We start from the raw sequence: 25,380 nt of genomic DNA on the forward strand, positions 1-25,380 counted from the left end.
CATCCTGCCAGTTGCCCGCTCACAGCGCGACCCTGGCCACGCGTTTACTCCATTGCCGACGGTGTTCCAACTGGCCGTCTTCCCAGGCGGTCTGCTCCGCTTCGATGTAGAACCACTCGGCATCGGCGTGCACGCTCAGCAGACTTTCCACTTCCACGGCCCACTGGTCACGGCCCACGCGGTAGTGCCACTGAATATCGGCACGCGTCGACAGCGGGTCCCAGGGCAAGGTGCGGTATTGCTCGGTGCAACGCTGGTCCACCGACAGGCCGTGGTCGATAAAACGCACCGCGCCCAGGTCATCCTCGATTTTGACGCAGACTTCACCACTGCCGACATCTTCGATCAACGTGCGTTTCGGCGCGGCGGCGCGCAGGACTTCCATGGCGACCGGGGTCGCCGCCTGTGGCGCTTCGAACGGGCAGTCCACCGCCTTGCCGTTGAATACCGGCAGTTGCAGGCTTTGCAGCGTCGGCAGCAAGGTCAGGGTGGTCAGCTCGCGACTCGGCCACAGCAGCGGAAAACTCGCGGTGCTCAACGCCAGGCGTAAACGGTAGCCGGTGGGTAGGCGCATGCCGATGTGATCGAGGTTTAACTGCACGTCCATCGGTTCATTCGGAACTACAGGTGTTACGTGGGAAAGGTCCTCGCGCAGCGTGAGGTTGAGCACGCCGTAGCTGATCTGCGTGACGTGGCCCTCCGGGGATACTGCGTTCAACCGGGCCACCAACTGACCACAGGATGTGTCACTGGCCACGCGCAGCTTGAGGCGCGCATCGCCGAGCAGCGCCAAAGGTTCGGTCAAGGGTTGGGAGTCAAAGCACAGCGAGTGGGCATCATCACGGCGCTGGTCCGTCGGGCCATCGGGGCCAAACCAGATCGCGCAGTATTCACCCTGGTGCAGGCCGGTGGTCAGCGGCGAGCAAATGCTCCGCGGTGCGGCCAAAGGTTGGATGCCAGCATTCAAGCCGTGTTCGCCGAGGCTGAAATCGCGCCATTGCACCTGCGGATCCGGCCAGCCCGCTGTCTGCACCCAGATACCTGGCCGTTCAGCGTAACTGCCCTTCGGCGGCAGAACATCCTGTAGGTAAAAAGTGCAGGCTGCGTCATCCATCACCCCGTTTTCGACGCCCTTGAGCCAGTGATCCCACCAGCGTTTGGCTTCTTGCAGAAAGCCGATGGCCGGATTGGGCACGGCGAAATGCGGGTATTTATGAATCCAAGGACCGATCATGGCCTTCTTCGGCCCTGGCAGGTTTTCCATCAGGCGCGAGACGGTATTGCGGTAGGCATCGCCCCACCCGCCCACGGCATAGACCGCTGCCTTGATCTTCGAATAGTCCTCGCACACCGAGCCATGGCGCCAGTAGTCATCACGGGTCTGGTGCTGCAGCCAGGTCTCGGCGAGCAACGGCATGGCGTCCAGGCGTTGGTGCCAGAGATCTTTCCAGCCATCGCCGACCAGCACAGGATCGGGCACGGCAGCGCTGAAGTTGAGCATGGTGGCGGCCCAGCCGAAGTTCTCCATCAGCAGGTTGCCGCCCTTGTAATGAATGTCGTCGGCAAAGCGGTCATCGGTGGAGCACAGGGTGATGATCGCCTTCAGCGCCTCGGGCTGGCGCGCCGCGACTTGCAGGCCGTTGAAGCCGCCCCAGGAGATGCCCATCATGCCGACATTGCCATCGCACCAGGGTTGCTGGCATAGCCAGTCGATCACTTCGAGGGCGTCTTCCTGTTCCTGCAGCAGGTATTCATCGGCCATCAACCCCTGGGATTCGCCATTGCCACGCATATCCACACGCACACACACATAGCCCTGCCCCGCCATCCACGGATGGGTCAGCGCATCACGCACGGCAGTGCCATCGCGCTTGCGGTACGGCAGGTATTCCAGGATCGCCGGGAAGGCCTGCGAGCCGGCGACTTCGGGCAGCCAGATACGGGCAGCCAGTTGGGTGCCGTCCTTCAAGGGGATCAGGCAGTGCTCGATTTCACGGACCTTGTAGGCAAACTCGGTAACGATTTCCATCGGTAACTCCAAACGCGTTTATTGCGAACAAACGGCTCCCCCACGCCCGCAGGGGAGCGCGTGGGGAGGCACACAGGTGGTTGGGTCTAGCGGGCAAATTCCGCCACGGGGCTGGTGCCGCGCAGCTCGGGCTCGGTGGCCGGCCGGACGTTTTTCACATCGAGCAGCGCCGGGTTCTTCAGCCAGAAGATCAACGAGGTGCTGGCCAGCAACACCAGGATCATGCCCGGCAAGCCGCCGAGGTTGGAGAGCATCTTCACCCCGTCGATGCCGACAAACGCGACCATCACCCACGAGACTGAGCCGATGATCAGGCCCCAGACAATCTTCAGCAGCGGGTTGCCGTCCAAGTCGGAATCGGCGGTCACGCCTTTGCTGCACAGGTTGGCGATCACGTCGGTGCTGGAGTCGGCCGCGGTGACGAAAGAGATGAATGCGACAAACAGCAGGAACGCGATCATCAGGCCACTGGCCGGCAATTGCTGGAACATCTGGTACAGCACATGCTCCACGCCCTGCTCGTTCAACACCCGGTTGAGGCTGCCGTCGCCCAGCGCATCGAAGTACAGGCTGGTGCCGGAGAAGATGCAGATCCACACCGCCGTGAACAACGCCGGGTAGAGCATGTTGATATGGATGAATTCACGCACGGTATAGCCACGGCCGATCTTGCCGAGGAACAGCGCACTCACCGGCGCCCAGGCAAACCACACCGACCAGTAGAACACCGTCCAACTGTACGGCCAGGTGTCGCCACTGGCGGCGCCGGTGAACAGGCTGCGGCTGAAGAAGGTGTCGAGGTACACGCCAAGGGACTCGACGCCGAGGCTGAACATGTACAAGGTCGGCCCGCACAGCAGCACGAACAGCCCCAGGGCCAGCATGATCCAGGTGTTGAACGAGGACAGCATCACAATGCCTTTTTGCAGGCCGCTGGCGGCCGAGGCGACAAAGGTGATGACGATGATCGCAATGATGATAGCCAAGCGAAACGGTGTGGTTTCACCGCCAATGTACTGGGCCAGGCCACCGGCCAGGGTAAGCGCACCCGTGCCCAGGGACGAGGCCATGCCGGCCACCAGGGCGAACATCGCCAGGGTGTCGATCAGCCCGGCGTAGCGCTTGACCCGCGCCGCCCCCAGCAGCGGCTCAAGCATGGCGCCGATGGAGAAGTTGCTGCGACGGTTATAGAACACCAGCGCAAACACCAGCGAGGGCACCAGGTAGATGGCGTAGGGCGTGATGGTCCAGTGCAGGAACATCGTCGACATGGCAAAGCTCTTGGCCGCCGAGCTGCCCGCTTCGATTGGCTGGCTGGTGGGTGGGCCGTACAGGTGATAAAGCGGTTCGGCGGTGGTCCAGAACAGCACGCCCACTGCCAGCGTGGTGCACAGCGCCACCATGAACCAACGCCATTTGCTCAGCAGGGGCTGGGCGTCTTCACCGCCGATGCGCACCTTGCCCAGCGCGGAGAAGTAGACGATAGCGGTCAGCACGACCATCGCAAACGAGCCGGCGCTGAACAGCCAAGAGAAGTTTTTCAGGATCAGGTTGTTGAGCTGTTTGCTGACCGCCAGGAAGGCATTCAGGTCGACGTAGCTGGCGATCACCGCCGCCAGCAGAATCAGGAAAGTTGGCCAGAACACCAACGGACGCAGTGGATATTTCATGTAGAGCCATTCCCCTTGCAGACTATTTTTATGTGAATGAGCGGGTACGGCAGCATCCTGCTGCCAGTCACTCGCCTGGAAGTCTTCGCGTGGCTATTAATAAACGTTTAAGCGGCCGAGGGCGCAATCAACCAATGTGCATGGGGGTATTCCCTCACGTCATGGCGCACCAGCACAGTTCAGGGCAACTAGGCAGTGCACAATGGCAAGGCGCCAGGAGGATAAATCGCGGACGAAAAAAAGCCCGCTCAATGAGCGGGCTTCTTGTGGTGACCTGGCGTTCAGCGTTCCAGGTAACCGAATATGGCGCAGCGGACGGGACTCGAACCCGCGACCCCCGGCGTGACAGGCCGGTATTCTAACCGACTGAACTACCGCTGCGCGTAACACATGAAGCGAATGGTGGGTGATGACGGGATCGAACCGCCGACCCTCTGCTTGTAAGGCAGATGCTCTCCCAGCTGAGCTAATCACCCTTCGTTTCGGTGTGGGCGGCATCATACACCAAAAATCCGCAATGTCTTGATTTAAATGCACTTTATTTGAAATATTTTCTCGTCAAGGGCAAACCCCAGCAAAAACGGGCTTCTGCGCCCTCAAACGCGAGTCTATTGCGTTTACCCGTGGCTTGGCCGCACAATTAAAAACCATTCTCAATAACGCCTGAGCCACGCCTATGTCTGTGGGTGAACCGCCATTCCAACGGGAAATTACCCAGCTCTACAGCGAGCATCATGGCTGGCTGCTCACCTGGCTACGCCGCAAACTGGGCTGCCGGCAGAACGCAGCCGACCTGGCGCAGGATACCTTTGCACGCATTCTGAACGCGCGCGAGTCTGTCGCCGGCATTCGCGAGCCCCGGGCGTATTTGAGCACCACCGCCAGGCGCCTGCTCATCGACCAGGCGCGGCGCAAGCAGATCGAACAGGCCTACCTGCAGGAACTGGCCCTCACCGTGGACGCGCTGGAAGGGTTTCAATCCCCGGAGCAGATCCACACCACCCTCGAAGCCCTCGAACAGATCGCGTTTATCCTGGAAGGCATGCACGAATACTCGCGCCAGGCATTCGTGCTGTATTACCTCGAAGAAATGACTCAACAGCAAATCGCCCGACAGCTCAAGTTGTCGGAACGCACCGTGCGCAAATACCTGATCAAGGCGCTCATGCATTGCGGCCACAGTATGGACACTGATTGAGCATGCCGGACGCCCACCCACAGATCGAACAACAAGCGGCCGAATGGCTGCTGCGCCTGCACGACGGCGAACTGAACGAGGCCCAGCGACTGGCGTTCGAGTGCTGGAAACAGCAAAGCCCGCAACACGCCGCAGCGGCCGCTCGCATGGAAGCCGTTATCGCCCGCATGCAGGCACTGCGTGGCAAAAAAGCCCCGGCACGGGCGGCGCTGAACGCAGCCTTTGCCCAGCCCAAAAACCGTCGACGCAAGAACGCCGTGCGCGCGCTGGTAGTGGCCTGCAGCCTGGCAATTCCGGCAGCGGCGCTGCTGATCAGCCCTTATCCGCAGCAATGGATGGCCGATGTGCGCAACGGGCCAAGCCAATGGCAAACCCTGCAACTGCCGGATGGCTCAACGCTGACCCTCAACGGTATCAGCGCGGCAAACCTGCATTTCGATAGCAAACAACGCCGTATCGAATTGCTGCAAGGCGAAATCCTGGTGCAGGTGGCCCACGACACCACGCGGCCGTTTGTCGTGCAGACGCCTCAAGGCACCTTGCGAGCGCTGGGCACACGGTTTGTGGTCAAGCGAGACGGTGATGTCACCGTGCTGAGCATGCTCGAATCCCGCGTGGCCGCACACAGTGCCAACGGCGAGCAGACGCTGGAAGTCGACGCAGGCTCACAAGCCTTGATGCGTTCCAGCGACGTTCGCCTGGCCGGCACTGTCGACCCGACCAGCATCAACGAAGCCTGGCGTCGCCATCAGTTGGTCGTGGAAAACAAGCCATTGCCCGAGGTCCTGGACGAAATCGCCCGGCATCGCGTCGGCCGCGTGCAATTTGATCGCCGTGCGCTGCAAGGCCTGCGAGTGTCTGCCGTGATCCCGTTGGATAACAGCGACCATGCCTTGCAATTACTCGCGCAAACGTTGCCGATCCAGGTGCAGGCCTTCACCCCTTGGTTGATCGTGGTAAGCCCCGAGACACCGCCCAATAAATAATTATTCGCATTTGCTTCCGGTTTTTTCGAGGCTGCCCGTCAAGGAAGGTAATTCGACACATAAAGGACTGCCTTCACCATGCACACCCCTTCCTACCCGCGCGGACGCTTTCGGCTCCTGAAAAGCGCGCCGCTGTCCCTGGCCATGCTCACCGCCACTACGCTGAACATCAGCATGGCCCAAGCCGATGCCGTCAGCGTTGCAGCCCAGACCTACGACATCCCCGCCGGGCCGCTGGGCAGTTCGCTCAACCGCTTCGCCCAGCAGGCCGGTGTGGCGATCGTGTTCCAGTCCCACGAACTGGAAGGCCTCAAAGGCCCAGGCCTGAAAGGCAATTTCGCGATCCAGGACGGTTTCGACAGGTTGTTGCAAGGCAGCGGCTACCGCGCGGTAAAAGGTGATCAGGTCTATGCCCTGCAACCCGCCCCCACCGCCGGCGACGGCAGCCTGGAACTGAGCCCGACCCAGGTCAGCGGCAACCAACTCGGCAACGTCACCGAAGACACCGATTCCTACACGCCCGGCACGATCGCCACCGCCACGCGGATGGTGCTGACACCCAAGGAAACCCCACAGTCGGTGTCGGTGGTCACCCGCCAGCACATGGATGATTTCGGCCTGAACAACGTCGATGACGTGATGCGCCACACACCCGGCATCACCGTTTCAGCCTTCGACACCGAGCGTACCAACTACTACGCCCGGGGCTTCTCGATCAATAACTTCCAATACGACGGCATTCCGTCCACGGCGCGCAACGTCGCTTACTCGGCAGGCAACACCCTGAGCGACATGGCGATCTATGACCGTGTCGAAGTGCTCAAGGGCGCCACTGGCCTGCTGACTGGCGCAGGTTCGCTGGGCGCGACGATCAACCTGGTGCGCAAGAAGCCCACCGCCGACTTCAAGGGGCATGCGACCCTCGGTGCCGGTTCCTGGGACAATTACCGTAGCGAGCTGGATGTCAGCGGCCCCATGACCGAAAGCGGCAACGTGCGTGGCAGGGCCGTAGCGGCCTACCAGGACAAACATTCGTTCATGGACCACTACTCGCGCCAGAGCCCGACGTACTACGGCATCATGGAGTTCGACCTGTCACCCGATACCCTGCTCACGGTAGGCGGTGACTATCAAGACACGCTGCCAAAGGGCTCTTCGTGGTCGGGCAGTTTCCCGTTGATCAACTCCAGAGGCGACAGCAATAGCGTCAAGCGCTCGTTCAACAACGCTGCCGACTGGAGCAGTTGGGAGCAATACACCCGCACCGTATTTGCCATGCTCGAACACGACCTGGGCAATGGCTGGGTGACCAAGCTGCAACTGGATCACAAGATCAACGGCTACCACGCCCTGATGGGCTCGATCCAGGGTGACCAGCCGCAGCCAGACGGCACCGCGCAACTCACCTCGGGCAAGTACACCGGGGAAACCGTCAGCGATTCCGCCGACCTGTACGTGAGCGGTCCCTTCAGCCTGGGCGGTCGCGAACATGAACTGGTGCTGGGCGGCTCTATCAGCGCCTCGGAATGGAAAGGCAAGGGCTACTGGAACCTCTCCCCCAATATCGTCGACTTCAACAACTGGCACGGCCACGCCACGATACCGGACTGGGGCCGCGCGCAATCACTGACCGACGACACCGTGCGCCAGACAGGCGCTTATGTGACTACCCGCCTGAACCTCGCCGACGACCTCAAGCTGCTGCTGGGCGGGCGTGTGGTCAACTATCAAGTCACGGGCTACAACCCCAACTACCGCGAGTCCGGGCGTTTCGTCCCTTACATCGGTGCGGTGTACGACCTCAACGACACCTATTCGGTCTACGCCAGCTACACCGATATCTTCATGCCGCAGGAGAATTACAACCGCGATCGAGACAACAAGCTGCTTGAGCCGGACGAAGGCCAGAACTGGGAACTGGGCATGAAAGCCGACTTTTTCGACGGTCGCTTGAACGCCAGCGCGGCTTACTTTGAAATCCACGAATCCAATCGCGCACTGTCGGATGACGAGTACAACAACCAGACGCCCATCCCGAACAACTACGCCTACAAGAGCAGCAAGGCCGTCACCAAAGGTTATGAGCTGGAAATGTCCGGCGAGATTGCCCCTGGCTGGCAACTCCAGGCCGGCTACACCCACAAGGTGGTGCGCGACGACAAGGACGAGAAGATCTCCACCTTCGAACCTGAAGATCAGGTCAAGCTGTTCACCACCTACAAGCTCAAGGGCAACCTGGACAAGCTGACCGTCGGCGGTGGCGTGCGCTGGCAAAGCGTGGGCTGGCAGGACATCTACAACAACCCGCACAGCCAATACGAAGAGTTCTCCCAGGACGCCTATTGGCTGGTGGACCTGATGACCAAATATCAGGTCAGCAAAAACCTGTCGGCCACGCTGAACGTCAACAACCTGTTCGACAAGCACTACTACACCAACATCGGCTTCTATAACTCCGCCGCTTACGGCGAGCCGCGCAACTTCATGGTGACCACCCGCTGGGATTTCTAGCCCCCCAATAAAAAACGCCGCCGATCATTGAAAATGATCGGCGGCGTTTTTATCGGCTTTTGCAAAGCCCAGACAGCAAAAAGCCCGCTCAATGAGCGGGCTTCCTGTGGTGACCTGGCGTTCAGCGTTCCAGGTAACCGAATATGGCGCAGCGGACGGGACTCGAACCCGCGACCCCCGGCGTGACAGGCCGGTATTCTAACCGACTGAACTACCGCTGCGCGTAACACATGAAGCGAATGGTGGGTGATGACGGGATCGAACCGCCGACCCTCTGCTTGTAAGGCAGATGCTCTCCCAGCTGAGCTAATCACCCTTCGTTTCGGTGTGGCGCGCATTCTACGGAGCGACCCTGGGTCTGGCAAGCACTTTCTTAAATCTTTTTTTTGATAGCTTCCAATGGCTTAGGCAGGGTTGGCCTGGGGCGTTATCAAGACAATAATGCCCCCCTTTGTATAAAGGAGAGACTCACCCCATGTGGTTCAAGAACCTGCTTATCTATCGCCTGACCCAAGATCTGCCTGTTGATGCCGAGGCGTTGGAAGCGGCCATGGCCACCAAACTGGCGCGCCCGTGTGCAAGCCAGGAGTTGACCACTTACGGTTTCGTCGCGCCTTTTGGTAAAGGTGAAGACGCTCCCCTGGTTCACGTCAGCGGTGACTTCCTGCTGATCGCCGCGCGCAAGGAAGAACGTATCCTGCCGGGCAGCGTGGTGCGTGACGCACTGAAAGAGAAAGTCGAAGAGATCGAGGCCGAGCAAATGCGCAAGGTCTATAAGAAGGAACGCGACCAGATCAAGGATGAAATCATCCAGGCTTTCCTGCCCCGCGCCTTTATCCGTCGCTCGTCGACCTTCGCGGCCATCGCGCCGAAACAAGGCCTGATCCTGGTCAACTCCGCCAGCCCGAAACGCGCCGAAGACTTGCTGTCGACCCTGCGTGAAGTGATCGGCACCCTGCCCGTTCGCCCACTGACGGTAAAAACCGCACCGACGGCGGTCATGACCGACTGGGTCACCACCCAGAAGCCGGCCGATGACTTCTTCGTCCTCGACGAGTGCGAACTGCGCGACACCCACGAAGACGGCGGCATCGTGCGCTGCAAGCGCCAGGACCTGACCGGCGAAGAGATCCAGCTGCACCTGACCACCGGCAAAGTCGTGACCCAACTGGCCCTGGCCTGGCAGGACAAGCTGTCCTTCATGCTCGACGATAAAATGACCGTCAAGCGCCTGAAGTTCGAAGACCTGCTGCAAGACCAGGCCGAACAGGACGGCGGTGAAGAAGCCCTGGGCCAACTGGATGCGAGCTTTACCCTGATGATGCTGACGTTTGGCGACTTCTTGCCGGCGCTGGTTGAAGCATTGGGCGGTGAAGAGACTCCGCAGGGTATCTAAACCGTGTGAAATTCAAAATGTGGGAGGGGGCTTGCCCCCGATAGCATTCTGTCAGTTAAAACACCTATGACTGACAGACTGCAATCGGGGGCAAGCCCCCTCCCACATTTGATCGAAACCAACAAAAAGGACATCCCCATGCGCGCACTCGCCGCCTTGAGCCGCTTCGTCGGCAATACCTTCGCCTACTGGGTGTTGATTTTCGCCGTCGTCGCCTTCCTCGAACCCGGCTGGTTCATTGGCCTTAAAAGTGCCATTGTCCCGCTGCTGGGCCTGGTGATGTTCGGCATGGGGCTGACCCTCAAACTCGATGACTTCGCCGAAGTCGCCCGCCACCCCTGGCGTGTGGCATTGGGCGTGGTTGCGCATTTCGTGATCATGCCGGGCGTGGCGTGGTTGCTGTGCCAGGCCTTCCATCTCCCCCCGGAAATCGCCGTCGGCGTGATCCTGGTCGGTTGCTGCCCAAGCGGCACCTCGTCCAACGTGATGACTTGGCTGGCCCGTGGCGACCTGGCGTTGTCGGTGGCCATCGCCGCCGTCACCACCCTCCTCGCCCCGCTGCTCACGCCAGCATTGATCTGGCTGCTGGCCTCGGCCTGGCTGCCGGTGTCGTTCATGGAGCTGTTCTGGTCGATCCTGCAAGTGGTGTTGCTGCCGATCGTGCTCGGCGTGCTGGCGCAACGCGTGCTCGGCGATCGGGTTCGGCATGCGGTCGATGTGCTGCCACTGGTGTCGGTGGTGAGCATCGTGATCATCGTCGCGGCGGTGGTTGCCGCCAGCCAGGCGAAGATCGCCGAGTCGGGCTTGTTGATCATGGCCGTGGTGATGCTGCACAACAGCTTTGGCTACCTGCTGGGTTACTTCACTGGCCGCGTGTTCAAGTTGCCGTTGGCGCAGCGCAAGTCGCTGGCGCTGGAGGTGGGCATGCAGAACTCCGGGCTGGGCGCCGCACTGGCCAGTGCGCATTTTTCGCCGCTGGCGGCGGTGCCGAGTGCCTTGTTCAGTGTCTGGCACAATATCTCCGGTGCATTGCTGTCGACTTACTTCCGCCGCATGAGCGAAAAGGAAGACCGTCGCGCCCTGGAGAACACCCCGCAAACTTGATCAGCCGAGCACTTTTCGGCACTCTAACGCGCTTCGTGGGGACGACCCCGCGACGCGCTCAAGCGACTACTCCGGGGACGACCCCACCTAGTGTTAGGAGGTCATCATGTCCTGGATCATTCTGTTTTTCGCGGGTCTGTTTGAAGTCGGCTGGGCCGTCGGCCTGAAGTACACCGACGGTTTCAGCAAGCCACTCCCCACCGCCCTGACGATTGCCGCCATGGCCATCAGCCTTGGCCTGCTGGGGCTCGCCATGAAGGAACTGCCGCTGGGCACCGCCTATGCCATCTGGACCGGCGTGGGTGCAGTGGGCACCGTGATCGCTGGGATTATCCTGTTTGGGGAATCCATGGCGTTGTTTCGGTTGGCCAGCGTGGCGTTGATCATTTGTGGGCTTATTGGCCTGAAAATCTCCACATAACCCTTGTAGGAGCCCGCTTGCGGGCGATGGCGGCCTGAAGATAGCCATCGCCGGCAAGCCGCGCTCCTACAGGACCGTGCCGCGCAGCTGAGTAACTTTCTCCTGCAACTGCGCTGGGGTCGCCGACTCGACCGCCACCGGCTCACCCGCCACCAATACCACCCGCGACCAGATGCGATGAAAGAAGCCTTTGTTCGGATCGCGGCTGAAGAAACTCCCCCACAACCCCTGCAACGCCATCGGAATCACCGGAACCGCGGTTTCTTCAAGGATGCGCGTCACGCCCCCGCGAAACTCGTTCATCTCGCCATTGGCAGTCAGCTTGCCCTCCGGGAAGATGCACACCAACTCCCCTTCCTTCAAATACTGCGCAATGCGCGTGAAGGCCTTTTCGTAGATCTGGATATCTTCGTTGCGCCCCGCAATCGGAATCGCCCCGGCGGTGCGGAAGATGAAGTTGAGCACCGGCAAGCGGTAGATCTTGTAGTACATGACGAAGCGAATCGGCCGACGCACCGCGCCGCCAATCAACAGTGCATCCACAAACGACACATGGTTGCACACCAACAACGCCGCGCCTTCATCCGGGATCGCCTGCAGGTTGCGATGCTCCACGCGGTACATGGAATGGCTGAGCAGCCAGATCATGAAACGCATGGTGAACTCGGGGACGATCTTGAAGATGTAGGTGTTGACCGCGATGTTGAGCAGCGACACCACCAGGAACAGTTCCGGGATCGACAGCTTGGCCACGCTCAGCAGCAGGATCGACACGATGGCCGAGACCACCATGAACAGCGCGTTGAGAATGTTGTTCGCGGCGATCACGCGCGCGCGTTCGTTCTCGGCGGTACGCGACTGGATCAATGCATACAGCGGCACGATGTAGAAGCCGCCGAATACACCCAGGCCGAGGATATCGAACAGCACCCACCACGCCTGGCCGTAGCTGAGCACGGCAAGCCAATCGTTGGCCTGGACGTTCTGCGGGAAGCCGCCGGAGTGCCACCACAGCAGCAGGCCGAACACCGTCAGGCCGAATGAACCGAATGGCACCAGGCCGATTTCGACCTTACGCCCGGAGAGCTTTTCGCAGAGCATCGAACCCAGTGCGATACCCACCGAGAACACCGTGAGGATCAGTGTCACCACGGTCTCGTCGCCGTACAACCACTCCTTGGCGTAGGCCGGGATCTGCGTCAGGTAGATCGCACCGACAAACCAGAACCACGAGTTGCCGACAATGGAGCGCGAAACGGCCGGTGTTTGCCCCAGGCCCAAGCACAGGGTGGCCCAGGATTCGCTGAAGATATTCCAGTTCAAGCGCAGTTCCGGGGTCGACGCGGCCGCGCGCGGAATGCTGCGGCTGGCCAGGTAACCCAGCACCGCTACGCCGACAATCGCCACGGACACCACGGGGGCGTAATGGGTGGACGACATCATGATCCCGGCGCCGATGGTGCCGGCCAGGATCGCCAGGAACGTGCCCATTTCCACCAGGCCGTTGCCGCCGACCAGCTCATCGTCATGCAATGCCTGGGGCATGATCGAGTACTTCACCGGGCCGAACAGCGCCGAGTGAGTGCCCATGGCAAACAGCGCGAGCAGCATCAGCTCCAGGTGGTTGGTGAGGAAGCCCGTCGCGCCCACGGCCATGATCACGATCTCACCGATCTTGATCGCGCGGATCAACGCGTCCTTGTTGAATTTCTCGCCAAACTGCCCGGCCAGGGCCGAGAACAGGAAGAACGGCAGGATAAACAGCAATGCGCAGAGGTTGACCCAGATCGAGCGGTCACCGTCGATAGTGAGCTTGTAGAGAATGGCCAGGATCAGCGATTGCTTGAAGATGTTGTCGTTGAAAGCGCCCAGCAACTGGGTGATGAAAAACGGCAGGAAACGCCGTGTGCGCAGCAAGGTGAATTGCGAGGGGTGGCTCATCGTCCGTGTTCCTGCGTGGCCTGTTTTTTGTAAAAGCGTTCAGGCCACGACTTTACCTAATCCTGCTTACTTATTCGCTAGTCCCGCAATGCACGGCGAAACAAAAAGCTCACCTTTATAGGCACCCTGCACGGTGCGCTTGGCGACGATCAGCCACATCAGCGCCAATGCCACCACCAGCACGCTGCCAAAAACGCTGAAGAACCCCAGGTGCAGCAGGCTCGCCAGCTTCAGCGTCGCCAGGGCATACACGCCCAGCGGGAAGGTGAAACCCCACCAACCGAGGTTGAAGGGGATACCGGCGCGCAGGTAACGCAGGGTGATCAGCACCGCAATCAGCATCCACCACAAGCCGAAGCCCCACAGCGTAATGCCCGCTACCAGGCCGAGGCCGTTGGCGATCTCACCGACACCCGGCAAGCCATTGGCCGCAAAGATCGCCGGCGCATCGCCCCCCAGCAGCAACATGCCCAGCGCACCGGTGCCGATGGGACCCAGGGCCAGCCAACTCGACGCGGCCATATTGGCGTGGGGCAGTTTGTGCAGGGCCATGCGCAGCATCAGGATGGTCAGGATGCTGAACGCCACCGGCAACGAAAACGCCCACAGCACATAGCTGGTCACCAGCATCACCAGTTGCGAATGCGCGTCTGCCAGGTGCGGTGCGAGCAGCCCACCACTGGCCGCGGCAACTTCAGCGGCAACCACAGGCAGCAGCCAGACGGCGGTCATCTGGTCGATGCTGTGTTCCTGGCGGGTGAACATCATGAAGGGGATAAGCACGCCGCAGGCCAGGGCCATGCCCACGTCCAACCACCACAGGGTTTCAGCCAGCGGTATCACACCGGCGCCCCAGCGCGGCAGGCCAAATAACAGCAAGCCGTTGAGAATCGTCGCGAGCCCCATGGGGATGGTGCCGAAAAACATCGAGACGGTGGAGTGACCGAAAATACGCCGCGCCTCGTGGAAAAACATCACCCAGCGGGCCGCGTACAACACGCTGAACAACACAAATAGGCCAACAGTGAACAACCACAACGCCTCGGCGATGGCGTGCAGGCCAGGCAGGTTGACTGGCAACTGCGCCAGGGCCAGTGCCAGCACACCAGTGCCCATGGTGGCGGCAAACCAGTTCGGCGTGAACTGGCGGATCACTTCCCGTGGATGGGTCAGGTGACTGAAGGGTTTGTAACTGATGCTATTCGAGCAGGTCATGATGGCAATCCTCTTCCTCGCATGAGGGTGAGACCATGGTAGAACCGAATCGAATATCTATATAACGGGTAATATCTCTATCTGTTATCTACTTTACCTATATATCGTCAGACGCTGCCTTCGGACTCGATCACCAGAATCCGCGCCGGCCCTTGCGGGTGGGCCACGTGCTCGGTGCCCACGCTGGCGTAAAAGATGTCCCCGACGCCCAGCTCCGCCACCTGTTCGAAACCATTGTCGCGGTAGTGCATCTGCACCCGGCCATCGAGCACCACAAACACTTCTTCGCCGTCGTTGATATGCCAGCGATAGGGCTGGTCGGTCCAGTGCAGGCGCGTGGTGATGCCATTCATGTTGGCGATGTCCAGCGCCTCCCAGGCACGGCTGCCGGTGAAGTCCTTGCTGCGGATGATCTTCATGCGCGAATCTCGATCAGGCGGATACGGGCACTGATTATTACCCATCAGCCGCCTGTCGTCGCCCGCACGCGCGCCGAATCCTGCAACAGCAAGGCAATGAGCGCACCGACAGCCAGCAGGATGAGGACCGCGCCGTAGCCGTCGGTGGTGGCGATCAGGCCAAAGCTGCGAATAAGGTTGCCCGCCAGTAACGAAGGCAAGCAGAACGCCAGGTAGCTCAGCACATAGAACGCCGACATCAGCCCCGCGCGCTCGTGGGGCAAGGCCAACGGCACCACACTGCGCAAGGCGCCAAGAAAGCCCGCGCCAAAGCCACTGCCGGCGATCAGCGTGGCGATGAAGAACAGGGGCAGGCTGGCGCTGTGCACCGCCGTGAGGATCAGCGTTACACCGATGGCCAGCAAGCCGGCGCCGAGACGCAGCACCTTGTCGGCCGGACGATTACGCAAGGTAAAGATCATCAACGCGCCGCTCAGGGTCAGCACGGCCACCAGGCCGCCACCGATCAGGTTGGAGGTAGACCCGGTGGCGGCCCGCACCAGCGACGGGGCCAGTGACAAGTAGAAGCCACCCATCGCCCACACCGCCACATCCACCGGCAATGAAAGCCACAACGCCCGGCGCGCCTGGGGCGGTACATGCAATGTTGGGCGCAGCGACGCCAGTGCGCCGGGGATGCGGCTCACCGTTTCCGGCAGGCGCCATACGTAGAGGGCCTGCAACAGCATCAAGGCCAGCAACGTCCAGTAGATCAACTGGGTCGGAAGGGGCGCGAATTCCACCAGCAGACTGCTGCCCATCGCCCCGCAAGCCATGCCCAAGAGCGGCGCTACGCTGTTGACCAGCGGGCCCTGTTGGCGGTCGGTGTCGAGCAGTGCCGCGCCCAATACGGCGGTGGCCATGCCAGTGGCAAACCCTTGCAACGTGCGGGCGGCAATCAGCCAGGCCACGCTGCCTTCATTGATAAACAGCAGCATCGCCAGCATATCCAGAAGCAGCGCAGCAAAAATCACCGGCTTGCGCCCCAGGTGGTCCGACAAAGAGCCGACGGTCAACAGCGCCGCCAGCAGGCTGAGGGCGTAGACACCGAAGATCAGCGTCAGCATGCCTGCCGAAAAATGCAGGCCTTCCTGATACAGGTGGTACAACGGCGTCGGCGCACTCGAAGCGGCCAGGAAGGTCAGCAAGGTGATCGCGAGAAACACCAGGCTGGAACGATGGGAAACAGGACTGGACATGCACACGCTCCGCTAAAGCTAATATTTTGCTTTTGCAGAGTGTGCTACCCGCCAGCGCTTAAAGCAAATTCTTTGTGTTAAGGTCACAAACATGGCGATAAAAGAAGGCCTTCGCCCGGGGGGCCGCAGTGCCCGGGTACAAGAATCCGTCCATTCGGCGGTGCGTGAACTGCTGGAAGCCCACGAGCGCTCCAGCGTCACCGTGCCCATGATTGCCACACGCGCAGGCGTCACGCCCTCGACTATCTACCGGCGCTGGGGCGACCTCTCCGTGCTGCTCGCGGACGTGGCCCTGGCGCGCATGCGCCCCGACAGCGAACCCGCCAACACCGGCAGCCTGCGCGGCGACCTGCAGGCCTGGGCCGAGCAATACCTGGATGAAATGAGTTCGGAGCCGGGCCGCAACATGATGCGCGACCTGCAGTGCACGATCACGCCGGGATACTGCGTGAGCATCCTGAGTGGGCAGTTGCAGGCGATTGTCGATCGCTATCCGCAAAGCACACCGCCGAGCGTGGACCACCTGATCAACCTGATCGCAGCACCAACGGTGTTTCGCATTCTATTTTCGAACGCCCCGCTGACAGTGCAAGAACTGCACGCCCTGATCGAACTCGCACTCAACGCCTGAACCTCCTCTGTAGGAGCCGGCTTGCCGGCGATGGCATCATCTGGGTATACCTGATGTACCGAATCGTCGGCAAGCCAGCTCCTACACGTATCTGCCTTTGATCCAACCACTCAGGCCGGCTGTCAGGCCGCCTTGCTTTTGATTTTGATCTTAGGCGCCCCATCAAACACGCTGGCCGGAATTCGACAGGGATTTGGGGGGTAAACCGGCAGGGATGCCGGTTTAGCCGCCCCGCGCCATGGATGGCGCGTGGCGGCGGCCCCCCAAATCACTGTCGGATTACGGGCACACCGAGCCTAGGCGAGGTGCCGAGTGTTGGGGCAAGAGCCCTTTGGTTACTTTGGGGCTCTTTTCCAAAGTGACCCGCCGTAAGGACGGAACCCATACCAGCCGTTACCCAAATAACGGATATGTACCCGATCAGATCCAACATCCAGATCGGCTGTCAGGCCGCCTTCGCAGGCAAGCCAACTCCCACAGCGGTGCAAAAAAAAACGGCCTCATCCGAGGCCGTTTTTTCAATGCGGATCGCTGCTCAGGTACGCATCCCACGCCCGCTCACCAACAACCGCGCACAGCCGATATACAACACCACCGTGGCGACGATCATAAAGGTGATCGCCACGCTGATCTTGATATCCGACACCCCCAGGATGCCGTAGCGAAAGGCGTTGACCATGTGCAATACCGGGTTGGCCAGCGACACAGTCTGCCAGAACGGCGGCAGCAGCGTGATGGAGTAGAACACCCCGCCCAGGTAGGTCAGCGGCGTCAGCACAAAGGTCGGGATGATCGAAATATCATCGAAGTTGCGCGCAAACACAGCGTTGATGAAGCCCAGCAGCGAGAAGATCGTCGCCGTCAGCACCACCACCAGAATGGTGACGCCAAGGTGATGCACCTGCAAATGCGTGAAGAACAACGACAGCAGGGTCACGATCACGCCCACCATCAGCCCGCGCAGCACGCCACCCAGGGTGTAGCCAATCAGGATGGTGTGCGGCGACACCGGCGACACCATCAGTTCTTCGATCGAGCGTTGGAACTTGCTGCCGAAGAAACTCGAGACCACGTTGCCGTAGGAGTTGGTGATCACCGACATCATGATCAGGCCCGGCACGATGTACTCCATGTAGGTGAAGCCACCCATGTCGCCGATCTGCCGGCCAATCAGGTTACCGAAGATCACAAAGTACAAGACCATGGTGATCGCCGGCGGCAGCAGGGTCTGCGGCCAGATCCGGGTAAAGCGTTTCACTTCGCGATAAACGATGGTTTGCAGCGCGACAAGGTTGGGTTGCAGTTCGGAACTCATACCGCCACCTTCGCCAGATTTTTCTCCACCAGGGACACGAACAACTCCTCAAGGCGATTGGTTTTGTTACGCAGGCTCAGCACTTCAATTTGCTGGGCCGCCAACTGGGTGAACAGCGCGGTGATGCCCATGGCCTTGTCCACCTGCACTTCCAGGGTGTGGCTGTCGACAAGCCGGCTCGGGTAGCCCAGCAATTGCGGCGGCACCGACAGGTTGTTCTTCAAGTCGAGCAAAAAGGTTTCCACATGCAACTGACCCAGCAGGTTACGCATGCTGGTGTTCTCGACGATGGTGCCGTGGTCGATGATGCCGATGTTGCGGCACAGCTGCTCAGCCTCTTCCAGGTAATGGGTGGTGAGGATGATGGTGATGCCCTTCTCGTTCAGCTCGGTGAGGAAGGTCCACATCGAACGACGCAGCTCGATGTCCACGCCAGCGGTTGGTTCATCGAGGATCAGCAGGCGCGGTTCGTGCACCAGTGCGCGGGCGATCATCAGGCGGCGCTTCATGCCGCCGGACAACGAACGCGAAGGCACATCGCGCTTGTCCCACAGGCCCAGTTGGGTCAGGTACTGCTCGGCGCGTTCCTTGGCGACTTTCGCCGGGATGCCGTAGTAGCCCGCCTGGGTCACGACGATGTCGAAGGTCTTTTCAAACTGGTTGAAGTTGAATTCCTGGGGCACCACGCCGATGGAGCGCTTGAGCGCCGCCGGGGATTTGTCCAGGTCGTGGCCGAAGACATTCACCGAGCCGCTGGTCTTGTTGACCAGGGTGGAGAGGATACCGATGGTGGTGGATTTGCCGGCGCCGTTAGGGCCGAGCAAGGCGAAGAAGTCACCTTCGGCGACGTCCAGATCGATACCACTCAGGGCCTGGAAACCGTTGCCGTAGGTTTTGGTTAGCTGCCGGATGGACAGAGCGGAACTCATATCGGAATACGCACCAAAGAAGAGAATAGAAAGAGTAGATGGGGGCGCAGCCCAGGTAGTTCAACGGCGGCGCATGACAAGCATGGTGCTTGCCTGCGCCGCACAAGTACAGTCACCCGTATTAATAGTGGGTATTAAGTCAACGCAGTCATGACCGCCTTGCGGTAGGCCGGGCGCTGTTGCAGGCGCTGGTACCAGGCCTCTAGATGGGGCATTGCCGGCCGTTCGATGGGCATTTCAAACCAGGCGTAGATGAAGCTGCCCAGGGGGATATCGCCCATGCCGATCTCCTTACCCGACAGATACGGCTGTGTAGCGAGCGCCTGGTCGACGGTCTTGAGCACATCGATGCAGGCCTGGCGCCCGGCGTGGATGGTGTCCCAGTTCTGTTTTTCCGCCGGGGTGCGCAGTACGCCCCAGAACACGATCTTGAACGGTTCGGCAAAGGTGGAGGTGGTCCAGTCCATCCATTTTTCGGCGTTGGCGCGGGCCTTCAGGTCACTCGGGTACCAGTTGGAGGCCTGCTTGGCGCAGAGGTAGCGCACGATGGTGTTGGACTCCCACAGCACATAGTCGCCGTCCTCGATCATCGGCACCCGGCCATTGGGGTTCAACGCGCGGTAGTGCGGCGTGTCGACCACACCAAAAGCCCCGCCCGCATCAATTGCCTCATAGTCCAGGCCGAGTTCTTCGGCGCACCACAGTGCCTTCCTGACGTTTGATGAATTTTTACGACCCCAGATTTTCAGCATGACCGCGCCTTATTGTTGATGAACATGGCTTGATGAACGCAGCAGCATACGCCGGTTCACGCGCGGCTTAAATCGCTCTGCATATCGCCCAGCAGGGTCGGCATGTCCTCGCTGAACAAGTGGGGGTAACACTGCTGAATATGCGCGAAGAAAAACGCCTCGGGCACGTCAGGAAATTGCCCGTGGTCGACCACGTATTCCATCGAACGCTGGCCCTGGCGGTTGAACGCGTGGAAGACACTGTCGTTGACGCCGTCGAAGTCCAGCGGCGGAACGTCGAACACATCGCACAGTTGCTGGTTGAACGCGGGCGTAGCCTTGACCCAGCGACCCTGCAGGTAAAGCTCGGTATAACCGTGCATGGCAAACACATCACTCTTGAGCAAGGCGAGCAGGCGCGGCGTCGACAAGTGATTGCGCACGTCCGCCAGGCCGATGCGCGCCGGGATGCCGCAGTGGCGGGCGCAGGCCGCCAGCAAGGTGGCTTTGGGCACGCAATAGCTTTCGCCGCTGGCCAGGGCGAAGCTGGCGTTCAAGGTGCCTGGGTCACGGCTGAAGGTGTAGGGGTTGTAGCGAATCGCCTCACGCACGGCGTAGTAAAGGCTGACTGCCTGGTCACTAGAAGCCGCGCGGGTTCCGCGATGTTTTTCGGCGAACTCCACCACCGCAGGGTGGTCACTATCGATGAAGCGGCTGGGACTCAGGTACATATCCATGAGCGTGATCTCCGGGGTAAGCCTGGAGTTTAACGACAGGTCTGCCACAGCGATAACGACGAATCGGCCAAATGTCGGCGCCTGTTGCCAGGTGCTCCCAGTACAACTTGTAACACCCTGATCACCCCGCTTGCTCGGATGCCGACTAAGCTCCCTGGTGGTTTCGCCCCTGGTTTCACGGAGGATTGAATATGCTGTTGTTGTGGATACTGGTGCTGGTAATCGGCATTGCCTACCTCGCACACCGCCGCGTCGCCCCGCTGCCCGCACTGGGTGTGGTCGCCGTCTACCTGCTGGCGATGGGTGCCTGGAGCCACGCACCGGGTTGGCTGCTGCTGATCTTCTGGGTGTTGATCGCCGTCGTGGCCGCTCCCCTGCTGCTGCCCGACCTGCGTCGCCAATACTTCACCAAACCGCTGTTCAGCTGGTTCCAGAAAGTCTTGCCGCCGATGTCCGAGACCGAGCGCGACGCTATCGACGCCGGCACCGTGTGGTGGGACGGCGAGCTGTTCAGCGGTCGCCCCGATTGGGACAAGTTGCTGGCCTACCCCAAGGTCCAACTGACCGAAGAAGAACAAGCGTTCATCGACGGCCCTACCGAAGAACTCTGCGCCATGGTCAGCGACTGGGAAATCGGCCAGGCCATGGACCTGCCGCCGGCGGCCTGGGAACACATCAAGACCCACGGCTTCTTCGCCCTGATCATTCCTAAGGAATATGGCGGCAAGGGCTTCTCTGCCTATGCCCACTCCCAGGTCGCGATGAAACTCGCCACCCGCAGCGGCGACCTGGCCTCGACCGTGATGGTGCCCAACTCCCTCGGCCCGGCCGAGCTGTTGCTGCACTACGGCACCGACGAACAACGCAACCACTACCTGCCCCGCCTGGCCCGTGGCGATGACATCCCGTGCTTTGCCCTGACCGGCCCGCTGGCCGGCTCCGATGCCGGCGCCATGCCCGACACTGGCGTGATCTGCAAAGGTGAATGGGAAGGCAAGGAAACCCTCGGCCTGCGCCTGAACTGGGAAAAACGCTACATCACCCTCGGCCCCGTCGCGACCCTGCTGGGCCTGGCCTTCAAGGCCCATGACCCGGACCACCTGCTGGGCGAAGAGGAAGACCTGGGCATCAGCCTGGCGCTGATCCCGACCGATACGCCCGGCGTGGAAATTGGCCGTCGTCACCTGCCCCTGGGCGCCGCGTTCATGAACGGTCCCAACTCCGGCAAGGATGTGTTCATCCCCCTGGAGTTCCTGATCGGCGGCCAGGAAATGCTCGGCAAGGGCTGGATGATGCTGATGAACTGCCTGTCCGTGGGCCGTTCGATCTCCCTGCCTGCGGTGGGCACCGGCGCGGCCAAGTTCACCAGCCTGGTGACCGGCCAATACGCCCAGGTGCGCGAGCAATTCAACGTGCCGCTTTCCGCCTTTGAAGGTATCCAGGAAGCCCTGGCGCGCATCGGCGGCAACGCCTGGCTGATGGACAGCGCACGCATGCTCACGGCCAATGCCGTGGACCTGGGGGAAAAACCGTCGGTCCTCTCGGCGATCCTCAAGTACCACCTGACCGAACGCGGTCGCGAGTGCATCAGCCACGCCATGGACGTGCACGGCGGCAAAGGCATCATCATGGGCCCGAACAACTACCTGGGTCGCAGTTGGCAAGGCGCGCCGATCTTCATCACCGTGGAAGGCGCGAATATCCTCTCGCGCAACCTGATGATCTTCGGCCAGGGCGCGATCCGTTGCCATCCATTCGTGCTCAAGGAAATGGCCCTGGCCGGCCGCGAAGACCACGACCAGGCGCTGAAGGAATTCGACGGCCTGCTGATGCAACACATCGGCTTCGCCGTGAGCAACGCCGCCAGCACCCTGGTGCTGAACCTCGGCGTGGGCCATTTCGAGAAGGCTCCGGGCAATCGTTTGAGCCAGGGTTACTTCCGCGCGCTCAACCGTCAGGCTGCCGCCTTCGCGCTGTTGGCCGACCTGAGCATGATGCTGCTGGGTGGCGAGCTGAAGCGGCGCGAACGCCTGTCGGCACGCTTGGGTGATGTGCTGAGCCATATGTACCTGGCGTCGGCTGCACTCAAGCGGTACCACGACCTGGATTCGCCGGACCACCTGGAACCGCTGTTCGCCTGGGCCATGGAAGAAAGCCTTGGTGAATCCGAGCGTGCGTTGGATGAACTGCTGAGCAACTTCCCGAACAAGGTGCTGGGTTGCCTGCTGCGGGTCATCGTGTTCCCGTTCGGGCGTCGCCATACCGGGCCGTCCGATGCACTGGATGCCGAAGTGGCCGCGGTGATCGGCCGTGCCAAAGGCGATCCGACCCTGGAAGAGTTGCTGGCCGGCTGCTACCGCCCGCAATCGGCGGAGGACCCGGTGGGCGCCCTGCAACATGCCTACGACCTGCTCGGCGCCAGCCATCCGCTGCAGAAGAAACTGCACACCGCGCTCAAAAGCGGCCAGGTCAAGCCGACTGCCGGGGAACACTCCATCGATGCGGCGCTGCACGCCGGCGTGCTGCAACCCGCCGAAGCGCAAACCCTGCGTGACGCTGAAGCAGCGCGGCGCAAGGTGATCGACGTGGATGACTTCAGCAAGGAAGACCTGACCCAGGCTGAGGGCAAGGTCCGCTGAGTCGAGCGGTCATATAAATACGGGCGCGAGAGCTATATACTCTCGCGCCCGTTTTTGCTTTAGAGGACTTATCTCGTGTCCAACGTCGTTGCCGATCATCTCGTCTTGCTCGACCACTTGCGCAGCATCCTGGTTGCCGTCGGCGAAGCCGAACAGGTGCCCGAGGAAAGCCACACATTGTTCCTGGAGCGTTTCGACGAATTGCGCGCCCTGCTGCCGATCGACCCGATCGAAAGCCAATACCTGGGCCAGGACCTGATGAGCCAGGTCATCCTGCGCTACCCGCAAATCGCCCACCTGGTGCCGCGCGACCTGCTGTGGTTCTTTGGCGGTGACTGCCTGCACTTCATGCCCGACGAAGAACTGGACCTGTACCAGGCCCTGGAAGAACGTCGCTTCGAAGCCGAACAGAACGACGAACCGTTCGACTGGAACCAGGAAAAACAGCTGCTGGCCATGCCGGACGACCAAAGCAAGCACTGATTCCCTTGTAGGAGCCGGCTTGCCGGCGATGGCGGCCTTGAGTCCTGCACTGGGTTCAAGGGCCAATCGCTTGCAAGCCGGGTCCTACAGTTTCGACCGCATTCCTACCGTTTGCGCAACGTCGGCTCCTTCGCCATGCACGCCACCAGATAATCAATAAACACCCGCAACTTCGGCGGCAGATACCGCGTGGGCGAATGCAGCAACCATGCCTCGCCATGGTACGACGCAATAAAGTCCCACCCTGGCAACACCTGCACCAATCGTCCCTCCTCCAATGCATGCCGCGCCGTAAAGTACGGCAAGCTGCCAATGCCCACATGTTGCAACACCGCATCCAGCCGCACCCCTGTGTGGTTTGCCGCGTAACGCCCGCGCACTGCGACCGTCACCGCCTTGCCGGCCTGGCGAAACTTCCAGCGTGAATCCCCCGGCGTCTCTCCCAGGTAGATGCAACTGTGTGCCAGCAAGTCCTGGGGGTGGCCCGGTGTTCCATGCTCGGCCAGGTACTGCGGGGTCGCGCACAACAGATGCTCGATCGGCAGCAACTGCCGGCCGACCAATCCCGGTGGCGGGCTGTCGGTGATGCGGATGCTCAGGTCGACGTTGTCATCAATCATGTCCACCTGCCGGTCCTCAAGGATCAGTTGCACATCCACCTTGGGATAACGCCGCAGGAACTCCGGCATATGCGGGTGCACCACAAAGCGCCCCACTGCCTTGGGCACGCTGACCCGCACCAGCCCTTCGGCCTCATGGGTGAACTGGCCGCTGATCTCCATGACCGAACGCGCCGCGTTGACCATCTCCTGGCACCGCTTGAACACCTCTTCACCACCCTCGCTCAAACGCAACTTGCGCGTGGTGCGTTGCAGCAACCGTGTGGCCAGGGCCTTCTCCAGGCGCGAGATGCTGCGGCTCACCGATGAAGGCGAGGCGCCCATTTGCCGGGCGGCTTCGGAGAAGCTGCCGGTTTCCACTACTTTGACGAAAATCGCCATTTCGCCCAGCAATGGCAACGGTAGATTGATGCTCATGGTGCACAGGTCCATTGATAATTGAGCGGATTATCACCCATCTACGCACTATTTATACTGCCGGTAGAACCCTGATGCGGATGTAGATCATGACCGAGCGCCTGTTTTTCACCCACGACCACCTGACTGCCGAGCTGGAGGTGTTGAGTTGTACACCTCATGAAGACCAGTTTGCGGTGATCCTGCAATCGACGATTTTTCACCCACAGGGCGGTGGGCAACCCTTCGATACCGGTTGGCTCGGTGAGAGCAGCGTGCTGCGCGTGATCCAGGAAGGCGATCGCGTGGTGCACTACGTCGACCGCCCGCTGGCACCTGGCCCGATCACTGCGCGGGTGGATGAACAGCGTCGCGCACTGCACACTCGGCTGCATTCCGCGGGGCACTTGATCGGCAACGTGGGCGAGACCCTGGGTTGGATGCCGATCAAGGCCCATCACTGGCCGGGCGAAGGCAAGATCACCTTCATCCGTGGCGAAACCGCGCAAGCCATGGAAGCCGAGACGATCCAGCAACAGGTCAACCGATGGATCGCGGCAGACTACCCGCGCCATATGAACCTGGAAGACGGCACCCGCGAAGTCGGCTTTGGCGAGTTGCCCGCGTATGCCTGCGGCGGTACCCACGTGCAAACCTTGGGTGAACTGGGCCAGGTGACCATCCTGGCCCTTTCCGAAAAAAAGGGTGCGCTGTCCGTGCGCTACAGCCTCAACGAAACCGCGCCGCTGTAATCACCACAACCCCAGCAGG

21 protein-coding genes and 4 tRNA genes are annotated in these 25,380 nt (G+C 60.9%); 10 read left to right on the top strand and 15 right to left on the bottom strand.

The features are described 5' to 3' along the window. Positions 1-19 precede the first annotated feature (19 nt). From CWC48_RS00950 to CWC48_RS00965, 4 genes are all read right to left on the bottom strand, one after another. Positions 20-2,029, bottom strand: a complete 2,010-nt coding sequence (locus tag CWC48_RS00950) for a CocE/NonD family hydrolase (RefSeq protein WP_100491160.1) — start codon at positions 2,027-2,029, stop codon at positions 20-22. A gap of 86 nt (positions 2,030-2,115) precedes the next feature. Next, the gene (locus tag CWC48_RS00955; RefSeq protein WP_100491161.1) at positions 2,116-3,699 is read right to left on the bottom strand and encodes a BCCT family transporter; all 1,584 of its coding nucleotides are present in this window, start codon (positions 3,697-3,699) and stop codon (positions 2,116-2,118) included. Between the two features lie 304 nt (positions 3,700-4,003). Continuing rightward, positions 4,004-4,080 (bottom strand) — tRNA-Asp (locus tag CWC48_RS00960). Positions 4,081-4,099: 19 nt separating this feature from the next. After that, positions 4,100-4,175 (bottom strand) — tRNA-Val (locus CWC48_RS00965). Between the two features lie 200 nt (positions 4,176-4,375). On the opposite strand from CWC48_RS00965, the gene CWC48_RS00970 reads away from it, so the two are divergent. From CWC48_RS00970 to CWC48_RS00980, 3 genes are all read left to right on the top strand, one after another. After that, positions 4,376-4,897 carry a sigma-70 family RNA polymerase sigma factor gene (locus tag CWC48_RS00970; RefSeq protein WP_078047685.1) on the top strand — a complete coding sequence of 174 codons (522 nt, stop codon included), beginning with the start codon at positions 4,376-4,378 and terminating at the stop codon, positions 4,895-4,897. 2 nt (positions 4,898-4,899) lie between these two features. Further along, complete coding sequence (locus CWC48_RS00975) at positions 4,900-5,883, top strand: FecR family protein (protein ID WP_100491162.1); 984 nt, start codon at positions 4,900-4,902, stop codon at positions 5,881-5,883. A gap of 78 nt (positions 5,884-5,961) precedes the next feature. Beyond that, positions 5,962-8,394, top strand: coding sequence for a TonB-dependent siderophore receptor (locus CWC48_RS00980; RefSeq protein ID WP_100491163.1), 2,433 nt, complete (start codon positions 5,962-5,964; stop codon positions 8,392-8,394). Between the two features lie 144 nt (positions 8,395-8,538). On the opposite strand, the gene CWC48_RS00985 is transcribed toward CWC48_RS00980, so the two are convergent. Beyond that, positions 8,539-8,615 (bottom strand) — tRNA-Asp (locus CWC48_RS00985). A gap of 19 nt (positions 8,616-8,634) precedes the next feature. Beyond that, a tRNA-Val gene (locus CWC48_RS00990) sits at positions 8,635-8,710 on the bottom strand. A 159-nt stretch (positions 8,711-8,869) separates the two neighbouring features. Between CWC48_RS00990 and rdgC the strand changes: the two genes are divergently transcribed. The 3 genes from rdgC (at position 8,870) to sugE (ending at position 11,315) form a co-directional block, all read left to right on the top strand. Beyond that, on the top strand, positions 8,870-9,790 hold the full coding sequence (gene rdgC, locus CWC48_RS00995) for a recombination-associated protein RdgC (RefSeq protein WP_078047682.1): 921 nt from the start codon (positions 8,870-8,872) through the stop codon (positions 9,788-9,790). 138 nt (positions 9,791-9,928) lie between these two features. Beyond that, the gene (locus tag CWC48_RS01000; protein ID WP_012723140.1) at positions 9,929-10,894 is read left to right on the top strand and encodes a bile acid:sodium symporter family protein; all 966 of its coding nucleotides are present in this window, start codon (positions 9,929-9,931) and stop codon (positions 10,892-10,894) included. Between the two features lie 106 nt (positions 10,895-11,000). Continuing rightward, the gene (gene sugE, locus CWC48_RS01005) at positions 11,001-11,315 is read left to right on the top strand and encodes a quaternary ammonium compound efflux SMR transporter SugE (RefSeq protein ID WP_003237114.1); all 315 of its coding nucleotides are present in this window, start codon (positions 11,001-11,003) and stop codon (positions 11,313-11,315) included. A gap of 66 nt (positions 11,316-11,381) precedes the next feature. On the opposite strand, the gene CWC48_RS01010 is transcribed toward sugE, so the two are convergent. The 4 genes from CWC48_RS01010 to CWC48_RS01025 all read right to left on the bottom strand — a co-directional run bounded on the left by CWC48_RS01010 (position 11,382) and on the right by CWC48_RS01025 (position 16,128). After that, positions 11,382-13,256, bottom strand: a complete 1,875-nt coding sequence (locus CWC48_RS01010) for an MFS transporter (RefSeq protein ID WP_100491164.1) — start codon at positions 13,254-13,256, stop codon at positions 11,382-11,384. A gap of 66 nt (positions 13,257-13,322) precedes the next feature. Beyond that, the gene (locus CWC48_RS01015; RefSeq protein WP_028615766.1) at positions 13,323-14,471 is read right to left on the bottom strand and encodes a TDT family transporter; all 1,149 of its coding nucleotides are present in this window, start codon (positions 14,469-14,471) and stop codon (positions 13,323-13,325) included. Positions 14,472-14,578: 107 nt separating this feature from the next. Then, the gene (locus CWC48_RS01020) at positions 14,579-14,890 is read right to left on the bottom strand and encodes a cupin domain-containing protein (protein ID WP_033897679.1); all 312 of its coding nucleotides are present in this window, start codon (positions 14,888-14,890) and stop codon (positions 14,579-14,581) included. A gap of 44 nt (positions 14,891-14,934) precedes the next feature. Beyond that, a complete protein-coding gene (locus CWC48_RS01025; RefSeq protein ID WP_028615764.1) occupies positions 14,935-16,128 on the bottom strand; it encodes an MFS transporter in 1,194 nt (397 codons plus the stop codon). Positions 16,129-16,219: 91 nt separating this feature from the next. Here CWC48_RS01025 and CWC48_RS01030 point away from each other — a divergent pair, with 91 nt between their 5' ends. After that, positions 16,220-16,759: a TetR/AcrR family transcriptional regulator gene (locus CWC48_RS01030; RefSeq protein WP_028615763.1), complete on the top strand. Its 540-nt coding sequence runs from the start codon at positions 16,220-16,222 to the stop codon at positions 16,757-16,759. A gap of 535 nt (positions 16,760-17,294) precedes the next feature. Here CWC48_RS01030 and CWC48_RS01035 read toward each other — a convergent pair. From CWC48_RS01035 to CWC48_RS01050, 4 genes are all read right to left on the bottom strand, one after another. Further along, positions 17,295-18,074, bottom strand: a complete 780-nt coding sequence (locus CWC48_RS01035) for an ABC transporter permease (RefSeq protein WP_005786689.1) — start codon at positions 18,072-18,074, stop codon at positions 17,295-17,297. Next, the gene (locus tag CWC48_RS01040) at positions 18,071-19,003 is read right to left on the bottom strand and encodes an ABC transporter ATP-binding protein (RefSeq protein ID WP_100491165.1); all 933 of its coding nucleotides are present in this window, start codon (positions 19,001-19,003) and stop codon (positions 18,071-18,073) included. Before CWC48_RS01040 ends, CWC48_RS01035 begins: the two co-directional genes overlap by 4 nt. Before the next feature lie 134 nt (positions 19,004-19,137). Next, positions 19,138-19,755 carry a glutathione S-transferase family protein gene (locus CWC48_RS01045; protein WP_100491166.1) on the bottom strand — a complete coding sequence of 206 codons (618 nt, stop codon included), beginning with the start codon at positions 19,753-19,755 and terminating at the stop codon, positions 19,138-19,140. A gap of 56 nt (positions 19,756-19,811) precedes the next feature. Next, a complete protein-coding gene (locus CWC48_RS01050) occupies positions 19,812-20,471 on the bottom strand; it encodes a transglutaminase family protein (RefSeq protein WP_099490961.1) in 660 nt (219 codons plus the stop codon). Positions 20,472-20,662: 191 nt separating this feature from the next. Here CWC48_RS01050 and CWC48_RS01055 point away from each other — a divergent pair, with 191 nt between their 5' ends. Next, positions 20,663-23,110: an acyl-CoA dehydrogenase gene (locus CWC48_RS01055; RefSeq protein WP_100491167.1), complete on the top strand. Its 2,448-nt coding sequence runs from the start codon at positions 20,663-20,665 to the stop codon at positions 23,108-23,110. 75 nt (positions 23,111-23,185) lie between these two features. Then, positions 23,186-23,593, top strand: coding sequence for a PA2817 family protein (locus CWC48_RS01060; RefSeq protein ID WP_025858812.1), 408 nt, complete (start codon positions 23,186-23,188; stop codon positions 23,591-23,593). Positions 23,594-23,697: 104 nt separating this feature from the next. Here the strand turns inward: CWC48_RS01060 and CWC48_RS01065 are convergent, their stop codons facing one another. Beyond that, on the bottom strand, positions 23,698-24,630 hold the full coding sequence (locus CWC48_RS01065; protein WP_078047673.1) for a LysR family transcriptional regulator: 933 nt from the start codon (positions 24,628-24,630) through the stop codon (positions 23,698-23,700). A gap of 89 nt (positions 24,631-24,719) precedes the next feature. Here CWC48_RS01065 and CWC48_RS01070 point away from each other — a divergent pair, with 89 nt between their 5' ends. After that, positions 24,720-25,361, top strand: a complete 642-nt coding sequence (locus CWC48_RS01070) for a hypothetical protein (RefSeq protein WP_099490959.1) — start codon at positions 24,720-24,722, stop codon at positions 25,359-25,361. Positions 25,362-25,380: the final 19 nt, after the last annotated feature.

The organism is Pseudomonas sp. S10E 269 (genome assembly GCF_002798465.1).
GTDB classification, from domain to species: Bacteria; Pseudomonadota; Gammaproteobacteria; order Pseudomonadales; family Pseudomonadaceae; genus Aquipseudomonas; species Aquipseudomonas pergaminensis.

Excerpts from the sequence above, each read along its gene's own strand:
- CWC48_RS01000 (WP_012723140.1), top strand. The coding sequence starts at position 9,929 with ATGCGCGCACTCGCCGCCTTGAGCCGCTTCGTCGGCAATACCTTCGCC.
- CWC48_RS01030 (WP_028615763.1), top strand. The coding sequence starts at position 16,220 with ATGGCGATAAAAGAAGGCCTTCGCCCGGGGGGCCGCAGTGCCCGGGTA.
- CWC48_RS00970 (WP_078047685.1), top strand. The coding sequence starts at position 4,376 with ATGTCTGTGGGTGAACCGCCATTCCAACGGGAAATTACCCAGCTCTAC.
- rdgC (WP_078047682.1), top strand. The coding sequence starts at position 8,870 with ATGTGGTTCAAGAACCTGCTTATCTATCGCCTGACCCAAGATCTGCCT.
- CWC48_RS01050 (WP_099490961.1), bottom strand. The coding sequence starts at position 20,471 with ATGGATATGTACCTGAGTCCCAGCCGCTTCATCGATAGTGACCACCCT.
- CWC48_RS01015 (WP_028615766.1), bottom strand. The coding sequence starts at position 14,471 with ATGACCTGCTCGAATAGCATCAGTTACAAACCCTTCAGTCACCTGACC.
- CWC48_RS01040 (WP_100491165.1), bottom strand. The coding sequence starts at position 19,003 with ATGAGTTCCGCTCTGTCCATCCGGCAGCTAACCAAAACCTACGGCAAC.
- CWC48_RS00950 (WP_100491160.1), bottom strand. The coding sequence starts at position 2,029 with ATGGAAATCGTTACCGAGTTTGCCTACAAGGTCCGTGAAATCGAGCAC.
- CWC48_RS01045 (WP_100491166.1), bottom strand. The coding sequence starts at position 19,755 with ATGCTGAAAATCTGGGGTCGTAAAAATTCATCAAACGTCAGGAAGGCA.
- CWC48_RS01020 (WP_033897679.1), bottom strand. The coding sequence starts at position 14,890 with ATGAAGATCATCCGCAGCAAGGACTTCACCGGCAGCCGTGCCTGGGAG.
- CWC48_RS00955 (WP_100491161.1), bottom strand. The coding sequence starts at position 3,699 with ATGAAATATCCACTGCGTCCGTTGGTGTTCTGGCCAACTTTCCTGATT.
- CWC48_RS01025 (WP_028615764.1), bottom strand. The coding sequence starts at position 16,128 with ATGTCCAGTCCTGTTTCCCATCGTTCCAGCCTGGTGTTTCTCGCGATC.
- CWC48_RS01055 (WP_100491167.1), top strand. The coding sequence starts at position 20,663 with ATGCTGTTGTTGTGGATACTGGTGCTGGTAATCGGCATTGCCTACCTC.
- sugE (WP_003237114.1), top strand. The coding sequence starts at position 11,001 with ATGTCCTGGATCATTCTGTTTTTCGCGGGTCTGTTTGAAGTCGGCTGG.
- CWC48_RS00975 (WP_100491162.1), top strand. The coding sequence starts at position 4,900 with ATGCCGGACGCCCACCCACAGATCGAACAACAAGCGGCCGAATGGCTG.
- CWC48_RS00980 (WP_100491163.1), top strand. The coding sequence starts at position 5,962 with ATGCACACCCCTTCCTACCCGCGCGGACGCTTTCGGCTCCTGAAAAGC.
- CWC48_RS01065 (WP_078047673.1), bottom strand. The coding sequence starts at position 24,630 with ATGAGCATCAATCTACCGTTGCCATTGCTGGGCGAAATGGCGATTTTC.
- CWC48_RS01070 (WP_099490959.1), top strand. The coding sequence starts at position 24,720 with ATGACCGAGCGCCTGTTTTTCACCCACGACCACCTGACTGCCGAGCTG.
- CWC48_RS01010 (WP_100491164.1), bottom strand. The coding sequence starts at position 13,256 with ATGAGCCACCCCTCGCAATTCACCTTGCTGCGCACACGGCGTTTCCTG.
- CWC48_RS01035 (WP_005786689.1), bottom strand. The coding sequence starts at position 18,074 with ATGAGTTCCGAACTGCAACCCAACCTTGTCGCGCTGCAAACCATCGTT.